Genomic DNA, 14,529 nt, shown 5'->3' with positions numbered 1-14,529 from the left:
CTCCGTTGTCCATGGCCGGTCAAACGCCGGTCCTTTTGTTCAAATCCATAGTTTAGGGTATGAGCTGGCTGGATCTGATAGAACCTGATTTAAGAGAAACGAAGGCATTCCATATGTGGCGATTTCTAACTTACTTTTGCTATGTATTATGGAAAAACATTGATCTGTCGCGGAATCCGGTTCCATAAGGTACCACCCGTTCCTCAAAAAGCAGGCTCTTTCATTTGTTCAGAATTGGTACAGAATATGATGTTATGCTATATAAGTTAGGACCAGCTATTAATAGAATCAGGTACTGATTCAATTGATCGTTGAACACAAAAAAAAGCCAAGCCAGATGGCTTAGCTTTTGATCTGAATTTAAAGGACAGCACGCATGCTCTCGTATCCGCAATATACAATGATGTGTGATTCATATTAGAGAGCAGCGCCTATTGTCCAATTCGATGTTATGCCCAGGTCGGTTGTACTTTGAACAGCGGTACTTCTTCCCCGACTTTTTCATTCGATGCTTTAACTGCATCCAGCTTAGGCTCTTCAACCGAAATACGATAAATATCGGCTCCAAGTCCGTTAAGCTTCTCAGCGAGATGTACGTAGCCACGGTCGATGTGATGAACACCGCCCACTTCTGTTGTACCTTCAGCAACAAGACCCGCAATAATAAGTGCGGCACCCGCACGCAAATCGGTAGCAGTTACTTTGGCACCCTTCAGCTTGGCATTGCCCGTGATGATGGACGAACGTCCTTCAACTTTGATCTCCGCATTCATCAATTGGAATTCATCCACATGCATGAAGCGATTTTCAAAAACAGTCTCTGTTACAACAGAAGTTCCTTCAGACGCAAGCAAAAGCGCCATCATTTGGGATTGCATATCTGTAGGGAAACCTGGGTATGGTAATGTTTTCACATCCACAGCCTTGAGGGGACGATCTGCAATGACACGAACGCCATTCTCGTCAGGATGAATGGTTACACCCATTTCTTCCAGCTTCGCAATAACAGAACCCAGGTGGTCTGAAATCGCACCTTCGATATACACATCACCACCGGAGATTGCAGCAGCAGCCATATAGGTACCTGCTTCAACCCGGTCAGGAATGACGGTATGCTTCACGCCAGACAGTTTCTCCACACCTTCGATGCGGATGACTCCTGTTCCAGCACCTCGTACTTTTGCACCCATTCCATTCAGGAAGTTGGCAAGATCCACAATCTCTGGTTCTTTAGCCGCGTTCTCCAGAACAGTTACACCCTCAGCCAATGTTGCAGCCATCATAATATTTTGAGTGGCACCTACGGAAGCCACATCCAGATAAATTTTCGCGCCACGCAACCGTCCTTGGCTGCGAGCTTCTATATAGCCTTGGCCCAAGCTGATCTCAGCGCCCATGGCTTCAAAACCTTTCAAATGCTGATCAATAGGCCGTGTACCGATGGCACATCCACCAGGAAGCGAAATTCTTGTATGACCCATACGCGTCAACAATGGCCCCATGACCAGAAAAGACGCCCGCATTTTACTTACCCATTCATACGGTGCCTCACAGGAAGTAAGTTTCTCCGCATTTACGGTAATCACTTCGTCCCGGTATGTAACACCCGCTCCCAGCGATTCCAACACCTTGTTAATCGTCATCACATCGTCTAGAGGAGGAGCGTCAATAATAACGCTTTGTCCTTCTTCCCCTAAGAGAGAGGCAGCGATGATCGGAAGAACAGAATTTTTAGCGCCGCTAACTTTGACACTTCCGGTCAACCTTTTGCCACCGCGGACGATAAATTTGCTCATCATGGTTCCCTCCGCGCTTTTATTCCCTTTTCTTCATTCCGGAATACATGAGCCCTTCTGTAATAGAAAAGACTGTTGCTGTGTGTGGAATTTCGACATAACCTGGCAAATAATGCCCTTGATGTCTATTCAGAAAAGAATTGGTTTATAATCCATATCGATGATACCACGTGCGTTGCATGATGCCCTCCGACTTGTAAATATAACGCCTTACAGGCCAGCAAACATCTGAACAGACAGATTGGGATGATTATTAGCCGGATTCAACCGGATATCCCGTTTATAACCACAAAATAAGTGAACAATTGTGAATTCCCTAACTTCCATCATAACATTGTTGAATTGTACGATACAAGCATTTTTACATAAAACATCTCAAATCCATCCAATTAAACGTCACACTTTTTTCTTAATTCCTTTGCCGACAACTCATACTCTAATTGTTAACACAATTAATCGATGTTATTCGACATTACACTGCTTGAAGAACCTAACAGATGATTAACCAACCATCTCAACATTAAAACAAATGGTGCAACATTTGTGTCCATGACAAATAGTCAATGACAAAGCCTGAAACAGCATGCCCAAGTATAATGGCCAACAGTAAATGTAACAGTCTTCCCTGTGCTCCTCTTGGCTGCCTGATGATTAAATCCAGCTTGAGATTCTGCAAAGCCCACCACGACAACGCTATACATAAAAGAGAGACGATAATCGAAACTAAGCCATTCGTACTTAATGTCTGGTTCAACTGATTCGTCAGGTCAGTATCCATATATTCATTACCTCCACATTTGTTGCAGCGATCAGCATAATTATGCCTGGCATCCATAACTTGTTAGAACAATGGAATGACTTGAACACAACACACTGAACCTACTGTCAGACTTACTCCTGCTATGCAGGAAATCTGGATGCCCAATCACGGAGCAGCAACAATCTGGCTGTGAATGACTATGGAATTCATCAACGCAGCTTCCTGCATCTGCTGACTCTATGGAATATAGGCTCTTTCATCATACATTGTCAATTACATTGATTTCCACTTTGATAATATTTTAAATTCAAAATGCCGGGATTTTGTGACTAAAACGACATAAAAGAGCGTTATTTCGATATCGATCTTGTCATTTCCTCGGAAATAATTTGGATTTACGTCGTTAAAAATGGTTCCAACAGTGATCATTATCGCCACGACTTTAGTCCTACATTCTATTCAACTGCCCATAAACGGTGAATACAATTAAACTTTATTTCCCGTTAAATCAAGAGCTTCAACCGAAGAAAATGAACATATATTCTACTGTAACTGGAAAAGAGAACGTTCTAAAAACTCAAAAAAGCCCGGCAGACTAAGCCGCCAGGCTCCAATGAACAGTTTATTTGCCGTATACGTTGATCCGGTTAACCGCTTTTTGCAGAGCAATCTCTGCCCGGCGGTGATCAAAATGGTCCTGATTGCTTTGGCTGCTGAGACGGCGTTCTGCCCGCTCTTTCGCTGCACGCGCACGGTCCACATCAATATTTTCCGGGAATTCGGCACTTTCTGCGAGGACAACAACCTTATCTTTACGGACTTCGATAAACCCGCCGCCAATAGCGACCTGCTTGTTCTGTTTTCCGTTTTTGATAATGATTGGTGCGATCTGCAATGGTGTGACCATAGGGATGTGACCTGGCATAATACCCAGTTCCCCTTCAACACCACGAACGATGATACTATCCACTTGCTCTGTAAATACCAAACGCTCAGGTGTTACAATTTCCAACAAAAAGGTGCTCAATTCCATCCCTCCTGAAACTATCCGATAGCTCGCTTCATAAGGACAATCCTGGATTCAGATTATACCAGTGTTTTGGCTTTCTCCACTGCCTCTTCAATTGTACCCACGAAGAGGAAAGCTGCTTCCGGAAGATCGTCATGCTTGCCTTCGAGAATTTCTTTAAAGCTGCGCACCGTTTCTTTAACCGGAACGTATTTACCCGGAATACCGTTAAATGCTTCAGCAACGTGGAATGGCTGGGACAAGAAACGTTGAATTTTACGAGCACGGTAAACGAGCGCTCTGTCTTCCTCACTCAGCTCGTCCATACCCAGAATCGCAATAATATCCTGCAATTCATTATAACGCGCCAAGATACGTTTAACGCCTTGAGCTACGTTGTAATGCTCTTCGCCTACAACTTCAGGGGACAAGATCCGGGAGCTGGATGCCAACGGATCTACCGCAGGGTAGATACCCATCTCGGAAATTTTACGTTCCAGGTTCGTCGTTGCATCCAAGTGGGCAAACGTCGTTGCTGGAGCCGGGTCAGTATAGTCATCCGCAGGCACGTAGATGGCCTGGATGGATGTTACGGAACCTTTTTTAGTCGAAGTGATACGTTCTTGCAGTTGACCCATTTCCGTTGCCAGCGTTGGTTGGTAACCTACTGCGGAAGGCATACGTCCGAGCAAGGCAGATACTTCTGAACCTGCTTGGGTGAAACGGAAGATGTTATCGATAAAGAGCAACACGTCACGGCCTTCTTCATCACGGAAGTATTCCGCCATGGTCAGACCAGTGAGGGCTACACGAAGACGTGCACCTGGAGGCTCGTTCATTTGTCCGAACACCATTGCTGTTTTGTTGATAACGCCGGAATCACTCATCTCGTGATACAAGTCATTACCTTCACGTGTACGCTCACCAACACCCGCGAATACGGAGATACCACCGTGTTCTTGTGCGATGTTGTTGATCAATTCCTGAATCGTTACGGTTTTACCTACACCGGCACCACCGAAGAGACCGATTTTACCACCTTTGGCATAAGGAGCCAACAAGTCGATAACTTTGATTCCTGTCTCCAGCATTTCAGCCTGGGTAGTCAGTTCATCAAATGCAGGAGCCGAGCGGTGAATCGGATTTTTATGTGCAGCAGCTACAGTGCCGCCAGTATCAATGGCTTCGCCGAGTACGTTAAATACACGACCCAGTGTCGCTTCCCCAACAGGTACAGAGATTGGAGCTCCTGTATCTACGGCTTCCATACCACGAACGAGTCCGTCCGTGGAGGACATCGCGATACAACGTACCCGGTTGTCACCCAGATGTTTCGAAGCTTCGAGTGTCAGATTCACACTCACGCCGCTTTCGCTTACTGTAGTGATCGTAATGGCATTGAGGATTTCCGGCAGACCGCCGCGATCAAACTCGACGTCAACAACCGGACCCATGATGCTCACAACGCGTCCTTTGTTCATCTTAACGTTCCCCTCCTACAAGCCTGCTACTTTTGCAAAAATAATGTACCGTTCGTTTATCTTTGCTCTGCAAGCCTTCATTAATAAAAAACGGTTAGCCTTGTGCTGCGTTGGCACCTGCCACAATTTCCGTAATCTCCTGCGTAATCGCCGCTTGACGGGCACGGTTATAGGTCAATGACAAGTCATTGATGAGTTTGGATGCATTTTTGGTTGCATTACCCATGGCCGTCATTTTCGCGCCCAGCTCACTCGCTTTACCGTTCAGAAGTGCACCATAGATCAGCGTTTCCGCATAACGCGGAAGCAAAACCTCCAGTACAGCTTCAGGAGACGGCTCATACTCGTAGCTTGCAGTCGGTCCTTCTGCAGCAGTTACCTCAGGTGTTTCCATCGGAAGAAGACGTTCTACCGTAGGAATCTGGGTCAACGCATTTACAAAGCGGTTATAACAGATGTACAATTCATCAAATTTACCCAATTCAAACCCTTGAACAGCTTCGTGTGCGATGGATTTGATATCTGCAAATGATGGCGAATCGGAAAGATCCGTTGTAGTGGATGTCATCGCCATTTCACGCCGTTTGAAATAATCGCGTCCCTTACGTCCAATGACGAACAATTCGTAGTCATTCTGAGAGTTGTGTTTTTCTTTGAGTGTCAGGTTAACCTGACGCAAAATATTCGCATTGTAACCACCCGCAAGACCGCGGTCCGATGTAATAACCAGATAAGCTGTCTTTTTGACCGGACGACTTTCCAGCATCGGATGCTGAACCCCTTGCGTGCTTTTTGCAATACTTGCCACAACTTCCTTCAGCTTCTCCGAATAAGGACGAGCTGCTTCCGCTTTTTCCTGCGCCTTACGCAGTTTTGCGGCAGCTACCATCTCCATTGCTTTGGTGATCTGCTTGGTGCTTTGTACGCTTTTAATTTGCCGCTTTATTTCGCGCATGCCTTTTGCCATGATTTCACCACCTTCAAGTTTTGACGTAGTCAAAACTACTTCGTAAGCCCAAACTTAAACTTTGGCAGAGCCAAAGTTACTTCGTAAGCATTCACTAGTTTTGACATAGTCAAAACTACTTCGTAAGCATACTGAAACTTTGATAGATCAAAGTTTTACATGCAGACATGCGGAATCGGTTAAACAACTCCGCAACTGCATATCATCTATTTAGACAGAGACAGCAAAGCTCTTTCTGAATTTCTCAATAGCATCTTTCAGAGCGGATTCATTGTCTGCAGTCAATTCTTTTGTATCACGGATAGACCCGAGAATTTCCGGATGGCTGCTCTCCATGAACGCGAGGAACTCACGCTCGAAACGAGTAACATCACCTGTAGGAATCTCATCCAGGAATCCTTTAACCGCTGTGTACAAGCTGACTACCTGTTGTTCTACAGGCAGAGGCTGGTTAACACCTTGCTTCAGGATTTCCATCATACGAGCACCACGATTCAGGCGGGCCTGAGTCGCTTTATCCAGATCGGAACCGAACTGGGAGAACGCTTGAAGCTCACGATATTGAGCGAGGTCGAGACGCAGGGAACCTGCAACCTTTTTCATCGCTTTGATCTGAGCAGAACCACCGACACGGGATACGGAGATACCTACGTTGATCGCCGGGCGTTGTCCAGCATTGAACAAGTCAGCTTCCAAGAAGATTTGTCCGTCCGTAATGGAGATTACGTTCGTCGGAATGTATGCAGATACGTCGGAAGCTTGTGTTTCAATGAACGGCAGTGCGGTTAAAGAACCACCACCAAGCTCATCATTCAGCTTCGCAGCACGCTCCAGCAAACGGGAGTGCAGGTAGAAGACGTCACCCGGATATGCCTCACGGCCCGGTGGACGGCGAAGCAGCAAGGAAAGCTCACGGTATGCTGCCGCTTGTTTGGTCAAGTCATCATAGATGACCAGTACGTGCTCACCTTTGTACATAAAGTACTCGCCCATCGAACAACCGGAATACGGTGCGATGTACAACAATGGTGATGGGTCAGAAGCTGCTGCAGTTACAACAATCGTGTACTCCATTGCGCCTTTACGACGGAGAGTTTCTACGACTTGTGCAACTGTAGATTGTTTTTGACCGATAGCAACATAGATACATTTCATGCCGCTGCCTTTTTGGTTCAGGATGGCATCGATCGCGATCGATGTTTTACCTGTTTGACGGTCACCGATGATCAACTCACGTTGTCCACGACCGATTGGAACCATCGCATCAATCGCTTTGATCCCTGTTTGCATCGGCTCATGAACCGATTTACGATCCATTACGCCTGGTGCTTTACCTTCAACCGGACGGAATTCTGTTGTAGCGATTGGCCCTTTGCCATCAACAGGAATACCGAGCGGATTTACAACGCGTCCAATCAATGCTTCGCCAACTGGCACTTGCATGATTTGACCGGTACGTTTTACTTGGTCGCCTTCACGGATGTCCGAGTAAGGTCCCAGGATAACGACACCGACGTTGCTCTCTTCCACGTTCATGGCGAGACCCATAACACCGCTTGGGAATTCAACCAACTCGTTGGACATGACGTTCTCAAGTCCGTAGACACGAGCGATACCGTCACCAACCTCAATAACCGTCCCGACTTCGACTACATCGATATCGTTCTTGTATTGTTCGATCTGGCTCTTAATTAATGTACTGATTTCTTCTGGTTTGATACTCAAGTGTCCTCACCCCAATCTACTGTACTCGTCTGTTAAAAGACTGCTCAAGACGTTCGAGCTTGCCAGCCAAGCTGCCGTCATAGATCGTATCGCCAATGGCAACTTTCAATCCGCCCAGCAAAGTCGGATCGACAATGTTCTCGATACGGATCTTTTTATTCACACGGCCGCCGAATTCACGGGCTACCGCTTCTTGTTCTTCATCATTCAAGGCATAAGTCGAGTACACGCGCGCATCGGCTATGCCGAGCGATTCGCCCTCGATCTTCACATAATCATTCAGCAGATCTTCCAGCAGTTCAACACGTCCACGCTCAATCAAAAGCAAAACGGTTTTCAGAACAGGTTCAGACACCTTGCCGTCAAGACTTGTGCGAAGTACGTTCTGTTTTGCTTCTTCAGAGATGTTGGGTGACTCGATAAATTTACCGATTTCCGCATCACCTGTGATGGCAATTACTACAGTACGCAGCTCTTGTTCGACTTCGAGCACCTGATTCTGTCCGAGAGCAACTTCAAACAATGCTTTCGCATAACGCTTAGCAACAATCGTATCGCGGCTCATTGTCGGCCTCCTACCTCATTGAGGTATTGGTTCACAAGCTCCTCTTGTGCAGGACCGTTCTCAACTTCTTTTTTGATCAGCTTGGAAGCGATTTGAACGGAAGCTGTACCCAGTTCACTGCGAAGCGCTGCAACCGCTTTGTTCTTCTCGCTCTCAATCTCACGCACAGCATCGTCTTTCAGGCGATTCGCTTCTGCTTTTGCATCCGCCAGAATCGTTTCAGCCTGTTTGCCGCCTGTTTGTTTGGATTGTTCAATGATGTCATAAGCATCTTTACGCGCTTTTTCAAGAGCCTGCTTCTGTTCCTCAACATAGGCAATAGCCTGATCCCGCGTTTGGGCAGCCTCATTCATTTGCGCCAATACGAGCTCACGACGTTTTTCCATAATGGAGAAAAGTGGACCAAATGCATAACGGCTAAGCAGCCAATATAAAATACCAAATGCTATAATCGCCAGAACTGTATTTTCCCATACGAAATTCAATCTGTTCACTCCTTCCTGAAGGTATCCTCAGGCCGCAACTCCGCGTTTACGGACGCTACCTAAAAAGAAGGCGCGGATGGCTGTGGCCTTCCCCGCCAAACCTGCACTGATTTTATTAAGCCGCTCCGTAGAAAATGAACGCGAGTACCACACCGATGATCGGCAATACCTCGATCAAACCTACACCGATAAACATTGTTGTTTGAAGAGTGGATTTTGCTTCCGGTTGACGGGCAATACCTTCCACCGTTTTGCTGATTACCAAACCGTTACCGATACCTGCGCCAAGTGCGCCCAATCCTGCAACAATTGCTGCTGCCAATAATGCCATTGCTCCCATTTGTATATCCTCCTTAGAATGTTCGTTCAAATTTTATAGTTCAGCCCTACAGGGTTAACCGTATTGGACTTGAATCTTAATGTTCCTCGTGCGATTCGACGGTTTGTGATATGTATACCATCATCAAAACCGTAAATACGAATGCCTGTATGGCACCGATGAAAATACTGAACCCCTGCCATGCCGTCAACAGCGGAATTGCTGCAATTGCGCCAATCCATTTGAATGCTGTAAGCTTCATAATCGTGGAGATCAGAACCTCACCTGCAAAGATGTTGGCGAACAAACGCATACCGTGTGTCAACAACTTGGATGCCGTCTCCACAATGTTGATTGGGAAGAACAGCCAGTGTGGTTGGAAATAATGCTTGAGATACGTTTTGGTGTTACGGAAAAGTCCCAATCCATGCGCGATAGCAAATGCAATCAACGCTAGACCCATGGTTACCGAAAGATCAGCCGTAGGTGATTTCCACCAGGCTACTTCGATATGTGGATGAGCTTCAGGATCCTTCTCATGAGCTTCATGGAACGCTTCTTGGACCGAGACAATTGGCTTGCCAAAGATTTCAGCTTGGCTTGCATCAGTAGCCCCAGTTACTACGCCCAAAGGGAGACCCAACATGTTTCCCACAAAGATAAACATAATCATTGTGGTTGCCAAGGTAAGGAAATGCTGCCCCTTCTTCATATCCATCGTGCTCGAGATCAGGTTGCGTACAAACTCAATCGCCCACTCCAGGAAGTTTTGCATTTTGCCCGGATTCTCTACCGACAAGTTCCGCGTAGCCAGCTTTGCAACAATAAATACAATGGCGGATGTTACGATCAGCATCAGCAGAACAGACAAATCCAGATGGAACCCACCCAGGTTAATTATCGGAGATTCATGCATATTTTTCTCACCCCTTTCTCATTCGAAAGCTTGCAGCACCACTATGAGTCTGCTTTGCGGGACAACAATATCCCTATAAATAGTAAGGAAAATTGCGCTATGACCAAGCCAGCTACAACCGCATATAAATTGAAGTATTGCGGATACTGCATCGCCATGAAAATAGCGAGTACTGCGAGAGCTGCTCTAGTCAAAAATCCCAGGTTCACTCGCTTAAGGTTTCCTTCCGCTGCACCATCCAACATTCTCCTGACTTTGCGACCCAGATACGAAGCGTTGATCCAACTGATCACCGTTCCAAGGGCCAGTCCCAAAGCTATTGTTTCCACACGGGGCAGAAAGGCCGCTGCGAGAAAACAAATCATAAGAAAGTACATGATGAAAACAGTCATCCATCTGCGGTATCTGGTTAGTTCACTCATCACTTTCCCCCATGAATTTTTTCGCGATAAAGTAGATGCTTACGCCGCCTGCTGCCAAAAAAAAGAGAACGCTTACGGCGATCCATATTCCGCTACCCCCGATGGTCTTGTCCAACCAGGAGCCAACGTAATATCCGGCAACAGCGAGAATGGCAATCTCGATTCCAAAAGCTGTCACGAGCCCCATCGCTTTCCACACATTATCGTCATGGTTACGGGATGAATTTGGTTTGTTCGAATCGGCCATTTTCCACGCCACCCTTGCAATCCCAGTTAATTTTACTGAATGATGAGAGCCTTTGTCAATTGAATGATTTTAGCGTTTTAAAGGGGAAAACGACGGGAATACAGGCCATCAGAGCCCATAAACCCGCGTAAACCGTACAGTTTAACTGTATGCTGTACCCTTTAATAATCCGTCAGAAAAAATGAATTATTTTTTGAATTTTCTGTGAAATGATTCCGGACGTTCACTATTCACACCAAAATGATGCAAAATCGCATTGACAATTCTTTCCGAAGCATGTCCATCACCATAAGGATTGGCAGCCTGACTCATGCTTGCATACAGTGTTTCGTCTGTAAGCAGAGCTTTGGTCCGCTCATATACACGTTCCTCTTCGGTACCCACCAGCTCCAGTGTTCCAGCCTCGATTCCCTCCGGACGCTCCGTAGTATCCCGAAGGACGAGAACAGGCACACCAAACGAAGGCGCTTCTTCCTGCAAACCGCCTGAATCTGTCAAAATCAAGTGAGTATGCGGGTAAAAGTTATGCAAATCCACCACGTCTAGTGGATCAATAAGTTGAATACGGGGGTGATTCCCCAAGATCGCGTGAGCCGGCTCCTTCACAGCAGGACTTAGATGCACCGGATACACGATGGCAATATCCTCAAACTCGTCGGCAATCCGTTTGACGGCCTGGAAAATGTTACGGTGAGGCTCGCCTTGGGATTCACGGCGGTGAGCTGTCATCAACACAAGACGCTTGCCCTGTGCCCAATCTAGTACTGGATGTGTGTAATCCTGCCGTACTGTATATTGAAACACATCTGTTACCGTGTTGCCTGTGACATACGTACTAGACTCCGATTTATTTTCTTTGGCAAGATTGGAAGACGACCAGTCCGTAGGCGCAAAATGCAAGTCAGCAAGCACTCCGGTTAACTGACGGTTCATTTCTTCCGGGTATGGAGAGAGCTTGTTCCACGTACGAAGACCTGCTTCCACATGACCCACCTGAATCTGCTGCAGGAACGCAGCATAGCTGGCTACAAACGTTGTCAGCGTATCACCGTGAACCAGCACAATATCCGGCTTTGCTTCACGCAAAACCGGCTCCAGGCCTCCCAGCACACGAATCGTAATTTCATTCAACGTCTGACGATCTTTCATCACATCCAGATCGTAGTCTGGATGAATATTGAATACTTCAAGAACCTGATCCAGCATCTGACGATGCTGTGCAGTAACGCATACGATCGATTCAATAGATTCGGGATGTTTCTGCAGTTCCAAAATAAGCGGAGCCATCTTGATGGCTTCCGGGCGCACCCCGAATATTGTCATGACTTTAATTTTCTTGGACATTGAAGCAAAGCCCCTTTTCTATTCAGCATGCAATATGCTTATTTAGTGCCGTACAGACGGTCTCCTGCATCTCCCAGTCCGGGAACGATATAGCCGTGATCATCCAGACGATCGTCCAGTGCAGCAACGTAGATGTCTACATCCGGATGTGCATCCTGAACAGCTTTTACGCCTTCAGGAGCTGCAACCAGGTTCATCATTTTAATTTGCGTGCAGCCGCGTTTTTTGAGCACGTCAATAGCAGCAATGGCAGAACCGCCAGTTGCCAGCATCGGGTCGATGACAATCAACTGACGCTCTGTAACGTCCGTAGGCAACTTGGTGTAGTACTCAACCGGTTGCAGGGTTTCCGGGTCACGGAACAAACCTACATGTCCAACTTTTGCCGCTGGCAGCAATTTAACAACACCATCCAGCATCCCAAGGCCTGCACGCAAAATCGGAACCAGTCCAAGCATACGTCCAGAAATGACTTTTCCTTGTGTTTCAGCTACTGGTGTCTGTACATCAATAGTCTCCAGCTCAACATCTCTTGTAATTTCATAAGCCATCAGTGTAGCCACTTCATCCACCAATTCACGAAAATCTTTCGTATTCGTACGCATGTCGCGTATAAACGTCAGTTTGTGTTGAATCAAAGGGTGATCACATATTACTAATTTTCCCATCTAATTTGTCCCTCCGGTATGTTCTTCATGTTCAGCATTACCAAATATGCCTAATCACCATTCATAGGCCCGATAAATCCTGTATATTATATCATCACCTACACCGAATTACACCATCAAAGGGCACTTAATCATTACAGAAAACCAAATCCTATAAAAATAGGACCGGAAACATGAGTCATCCGGTCCTTTTTGCTCTCGCTGTTATGTCAGTTGAATGTTAAAAAATGTGTAAACACTATGAAGCTCCGCAAACCGAATGACCTTCTGATCGCTGTTATCCCCAGAATTCTTTTGATCCATTAATAAATGGTGGAATTCCGGTGATAAAGGCGAGCGCTACGCTTCTTCAGGTTCTTTCGGTTTGCTCCGTCTGTATGTTTACATTTAGAACATCTCAAATACAAACAGCACGAGCAAGTTTTTTTAGTATTTAAGATCTGTGTAGAGTGGGAATTTGTCGGTGAGCGCCGTTACTTCCGCACGGGCTTCATCCAATTTAGCTGCATCTTTAGGGTTTTTCAATGTTTTGGCAATGATCTTACCAATGGCTACCATTGCTTCTTCGTTCATACCACGGGAAGTAGCAGCAGGTGTACCGATCCGGATACCGCTCGTTACAAACGGGCTGGTTGGATCAAACGGGATTGCATTTTTGTTCACGGTAATGCCGATGGAATCAAGTACATGCTCGGCTTCCTTACCTGTGATATTCACGCTGCGTGTGTCGATCAGCATCAAGTGGTTGTCTGTACCGCCGGATACGATGTTCAATCCTTCAGCAATCAGCGTTTCAGCCAATACTTGTGCATTTTTCACCACGTTTTGTGCATACGTTTTGAACGAAGGTTGCAGTGCTTCACCTAATGCTACCGCTTTGGAAGCAATTACGTGCATCAGAGGTCCACCTTGGGAACCCGGGAATACCGCTTTATCAATGGCTGCTGCCCAAGCTTTGCGGCACAGAATCATACCACCACGAGGTCCACGCAGCGTTTTGTGAGTTGTTGTCGTTACGAAATGCGCATGTGGAACCGGGCTTGGATGCAAGCCTGCAGCTACCAGTCCTGCGATGTGAGCCATATCCACCATGAACAAAGCACCTACATCATTAGCGATGGAAGCAAGCTTTTCAAAATCAATGATACGCGGATATGCACTTGCACCTGCAACGATCATACGAGGGCGATGTTTGAATGCCGCTTTGCGCACTTCATCATAATCAATCAGGAATGTATCTTCTTGTACACCGTAAGCCACGAAATTGTACAGCAATCCGGAAGCGTTAACCGGGCTACCATGTGTGAGGTGTCCGCCATGCGCAAGGTTCATACCCAGAACGGTATCACCTGGTTTCAGAGCCGCAAGGTATACTGCCATGTTCGCTTGTGCACCGGAGTGAGGTTGAACATTCACATGTTCTGCTCCAAACAATTCTTTGGCACGATCACGGGCGATATCTTCAACGATATCAACATGCTCACAACCACCGTAGTAACGTTTGCCTGGATATCCTTCAGCGTACTTGTTGGTAAGTACAGATCCCATTGCCTCAATTACCGCTTCGCTTACGATGTTCTCGGACGCGATCAGCTCAATGTTGTTTTGTTGACGTTTCAGTTCAAGATTCATCGCTTCCAGTACTGCCGGGTCATTCTTGCGCAATTGTTCCATGATTAAATTCCTCCCAGTTATAAGTGAAGTTATAAAGCGAAATCATGTTTACACGAAAACGGAGAGTGCAACACCAATCTGGAGAAGCAGAGCGTTCGCCTTTATCACCGGATTTCCCCTTATATAAGAGATTCAAAAAAATCTGGGGATA

Annotated in this window: 15 protein-coding genes; all 15 read right to left on the bottom strand. The window is 46.4% G+C overall.

What is annotated here, in order from left to right; all coding sequences use genetic code 11:
• Positions 1–449: 449 nt before the first annotated feature.
• Positions 450–1,796, bottom strand: coding sequence for a UDP-N-acetylglucosamine 1-carboxyvinyltransferase (gene murA, locus BMY78_RS22060; protein ID WP_083678749.1), 1,347 nt, complete (start codon positions 1,794–1,796; stop codon positions 450–452).
• A gap of 520 nt (positions 1,797–2,316) precedes the next feature.
• On the bottom strand, positions 2,317–2,574 hold the full coding sequence (locus BMY78_RS22055; protein WP_090903518.1) for a DUF1146 family protein: 258 nt from the start codon (positions 2,572–2,574) through the stop codon (positions 2,317–2,319).
• A gap of 604 nt (positions 2,575–3,178) precedes the next feature.
• Positions 3,179–3,583, bottom strand: a complete 405-nt coding sequence (locus BMY78_RS22050; RefSeq protein WP_090903517.1) for a F0F1 ATP synthase subunit epsilon — start codon at positions 3,581–3,583, stop codon at positions 3,179–3,181.
• A 59-nt stretch (positions 3,584–3,642) separates the two neighbouring features.
• Positions 3,643–5,046: a F0F1 ATP synthase subunit beta gene (atpD, locus tag BMY78_RS22045; RefSeq protein WP_024632716.1), complete on the bottom strand. Its 1,404-nt coding sequence runs from the start codon at positions 5,044–5,046 to the stop codon at positions 3,643–3,645.
• Positions 5,047–5,140: 94 nt separating this feature from the next.
• The gene (gene atpG / locus BMY78_RS22040; RefSeq protein ID WP_090903516.1) at positions 5,141–6,013 is read right to left on the bottom strand and encodes an ATP synthase F1 subunit gamma; all 873 of its coding nucleotides are present in this window, start codon (positions 6,011–6,013) and stop codon (positions 5,141–5,143) included.
• A 210-nt stretch (positions 6,014–6,223) separates the two neighbouring features.
• Positions 6,224–7,738: a F0F1 ATP synthase subunit alpha gene (atpA, locus tag BMY78_RS22035; RefSeq protein WP_090903515.1), complete on the bottom strand. Its 1,515-nt coding sequence runs from the start codon at positions 7,736–7,738 to the stop codon at positions 6,224–6,226.
• A gap of 16 nt (positions 7,739–7,754) precedes the next feature.
• Positions 7,755–8,303: a F0F1 ATP synthase subunit delta gene (locus BMY78_RS22030; protein ID WP_090903514.1), complete on the bottom strand. Its 549-nt coding sequence runs from the start codon at positions 8,301–8,303 to the stop codon at positions 7,755–7,757.
• Positions 8,300–8,788 carry a F0F1 ATP synthase subunit B gene (gene atpF, locus BMY78_RS22025; RefSeq protein ID WP_063568355.1) on the bottom strand — a complete coding sequence of 163 codons (489 nt, stop codon included), beginning with the start codon at positions 8,786–8,788 and terminating at the stop codon, positions 8,300–8,302. Before atpF ends, BMY78_RS22030 begins: the two co-directional genes overlap by 4 nt.
• 115 nt (positions 8,789–8,903) lie before the next feature.
• A complete protein-coding gene (gene atpE / locus BMY78_RS22020; protein ID WP_090903513.1) occupies positions 8,904–9,128 on the bottom strand; it encodes a F0F1 ATP synthase subunit C in 225 nt (74 codons plus the stop codon).
• A 76-nt stretch (positions 9,129–9,204) separates the two neighbouring features.
• Positions 9,205–10,023, bottom strand: a complete 819-nt coding sequence (gene atpB / locus BMY78_RS22015) for a F0F1 ATP synthase subunit A (RefSeq protein ID WP_090903512.1) — start codon at positions 10,021–10,023, stop codon at positions 9,205–9,207.
• Between the two features lie 41 nt (positions 10,024–10,064).
• Positions 10,065–10,445 (bottom strand): ATP synthase subunit I, encoded by a 381-nt coding sequence (locus tag BMY78_RS22010; protein ID WP_090903511.1) that lies wholly within the window; start codon positions 10,443–10,445, stop codon positions 10,065–10,067.
• A complete protein-coding gene (locus BMY78_RS22005) occupies positions 10,438–10,692 on the bottom strand; it encodes an AtpZ/AtpI family protein (protein WP_076287589.1) in 255 nt (84 codons plus the stop codon). The genes BMY78_RS22010 and BMY78_RS22005 overlap by 8 nt, the downstream gene beginning before the upstream one ends.
• A gap of 186 nt (positions 10,693–10,878) precedes the next feature.
• Positions 10,879–12,036 (bottom strand): non-hydrolyzing UDP-N-acetylglucosamine 2-epimerase, encoded by a 1,158-nt coding sequence (gene wecB, locus BMY78_RS22000; protein ID WP_076287588.1) that lies wholly within the window; start codon positions 12,034–12,036, stop codon positions 10,879–10,881.
• A gap of 38 nt (positions 12,037–12,074) precedes the next feature.
• Entirely contained in the window at positions 12,075–12,704 is a 630-nt protein-coding gene (upp, locus tag BMY78_RS21995) for a uracil phosphoribosyltransferase (RefSeq protein WP_053782842.1), read from the bottom strand.
• 426 nt (positions 12,705–13,130) lie between these two features.
• Positions 13,131–14,378: a serine hydroxymethyltransferase gene (gene glyA, locus BMY78_RS21990; RefSeq protein WP_143067069.1), complete on the bottom strand. Its 1,248-nt coding sequence runs from the start codon at positions 14,376–14,378 to the stop codon at positions 13,131–13,133.
• Between the last annotated feature and the right edge of the window lie 151 nt (positions 14,379–14,529).

This window comes from Paenibacillus sp. OK076 (assembly GCF_900110055.1).
In the GTDB taxonomy this organism is placed as follows: Bacteria; Bacillota; Bacilli; order Paenibacillales; family Paenibacillaceae; genus Paenibacillus.
This window is presented reverse-complemented; position numbering and strand designations above follow the sequence as displayed.